Consider the following 1,997-nt stretch of genomic DNA (forward strand, 5'->3'; position numbering starts at 1 on the left):
GGTTGGCTGGTGGTGGGGGGCATTGGCGGAGGGCTGTTGGGGGCGGCGCAAAGCGGCGCGGGGTCGTTGGTGTCGGCGTTGCTGGCGCATAAGCTTGATGCGGTGAGCCGGCAGATTGCGGACCAGAAGCCGACCGGCAACGCGGACTTGAACAAGACGCTGGGCAACATTGTGGCGAATGTGATGTCGAGCGTGGCGGGGGGCGTGATTGGGGGAACGCAGGGCGCGCAGGCGGCGTACAACGTCGATCGGTTCAATCGGCAGTTGCATCTAGAAGAGAAGCAGCGTATCAGAGAACTCGCAGGAAAAGACGAAGTTAAAGAAGCTCGGCTGGCGGCAGCAGCCTGTGCGATGGCGAAATGCTATGCGGAATACCCAGAGGACAGTGCGGCCTATCAGCATTTCAAGCAAATCGCGGAATTCGGTGCGAGCGATGCGTTGGCCGATGAACGTCGGATACTTTCGCAACAAGACGGCCTGTTCGGTTATACGACGTCGGGCTTATTCAGTGACGCGAATATCGATGCTGCGAAACAGTGGAACAACACGTATCAGTTCACGTCTCGGGGTGCGGGGGCAGCGCAAGCGACATTGGGTGCGATGGGTGTTGCCGGAGCAGTAGCGAGTGCGCCGATAACGTGTACGACAGGCCTTGGCTGCGTGGCGAATGCATTTGTGGCGGGTACGAGTGCAGATGTACTGATAGCGGGCGCGAAGCAGACGGTGTCAGGGCAGCCGGAATCGACCTATTTGAACCAGGCGTTGACGGGGCTTGGATTGTCGCCGGGTGCGGCAAGTCTGCTTGAAGCGGGATTGGGATTGGGCAGTGCAGTGACGGCGGGAGCGGTGGCGAACGCCATTACCGACCGGGCGGCGGCGTTGAACAAGCTGGGCGCGGCTAGCTATAAAGAGTTCGTGACCGATGGCGTTAAAATGCCGCCAGAGATGATGCAATCACCCCAAGCGCAAGCATTGATTCGGGAGATTCGGATAGGGAACCCGGGCATGTCTGAAGGACGTGTTACGGAAATTGCTCAACGCTACATGAGGTCAGGTGCGAACTTGCCCCAAATGGGGACGGCAGCACCTGGTGCGATGTTGGTGAAGGTGGTGCCAAAGGGCGATAGCATCTCACCGTACAGTGGTTATTGGATGAGCCTTGAGCAGGCCCGCGCAATCACAACGATGACACCTGACCAGGCAGGCCGGGTATTGGGGTTACCAGCAGCTCAAGCGGCTAACATGATGAGTAAAGGCGTGGATTACTACGTTATTACGCCCAAAGCGGGCATTGCGCCGAATGTGTTTGTATCGGAAGTTGCGGGAACTTCGCAGGGAATGGTGACGATGCCTGGCGGAGCGCAGCAAGTCATTGTGCCAAACCGAGGTCACTGGACTGAGCCGACCAAGATTAATCCATTCACGTTGCGTTGAGGTGAAGTGTGGATAAGGTCAAGAATTTACAAGAGAAGGCGCGTGCATTACACGAAATATTAGCTCGCTATGCCAAAATAGATGACGATGCGGAAATGGTGCTGGGTTTTATGAGCGGCTTATTTGAAGCGATTGAACAGGGTAAGGTGGTTCCTCCGGTGGAGGACAGATATCAATGGTACTTTGCAGATACCGAGAGCTCGTTATTCAAATATGATGATTTAGGCGAGGCACATGCTCAATATTCTCATGCTTTAGAAGATTGGTAGGTGCGACTTTATATGGATGTTTCCGTTCGCGCAGCGCTTCGTTTCAACCGGCAGTTGCATCCGCAGGAGAAGAAGTGAATCAGTGATCGTGAAGCGCTACGGTTTGACCGCTGAACAGGCGCGTGAAGAATTGACAATACAGGCAAACCTGCAAGTACAGAATGGCTCGCCAGGCGAATGGAATCAGCGAGCTCTTGAATTTCTGAAATCACGGCAGCGTGGTCGGTTCGGTCAAGGACAGCGTGACGATCGAGGCGGGCAACGAGTTGCACGTGAAAGGCAGCGACCTCATCG

3 protein-coding genes are annotated in these 1,997 nt (G+C 55.6%); all 3 read left to right on the plus strand.

What is annotated here, in order from left to right; translation table 11 throughout:
* A partial coding sequence (locus KQH55_RS15960; protein WP_373566412.1) for a hypothetical protein occupies positions 1-1,434 on the plus strand: 1,434 nt, incomplete at its 5' end.
* Positions 1,435-1,442: 8 nt separating this feature from the next.
* Positions 1,443-1,703 carry a hypothetical protein gene (locus tag KQH55_RS15965; protein ID WP_235091655.1) on the plus strand — a complete coding sequence of 87 codons (261 nt, stop codon included), beginning with the start codon at positions 1,443-1,445 and terminating at the stop codon, positions 1,701-1,703.
* 82 nt (positions 1,704-1,785) lie between these two features.
* On the plus strand, positions 1,786-1,997 hold a 212-nt coding region (locus KQH55_RS15970; protein ID WP_235091656.1), incomplete at its 3' end, for a hypothetical protein.

The sequence above is a fragment of the Mycetohabitans sp. B3 genome, from assembly GCF_021498065.1.
Classification (GTDB): Bacteria; Pseudomonadota; Gammaproteobacteria; order Burkholderiales; family Burkholderiaceae; genus Mycetohabitans.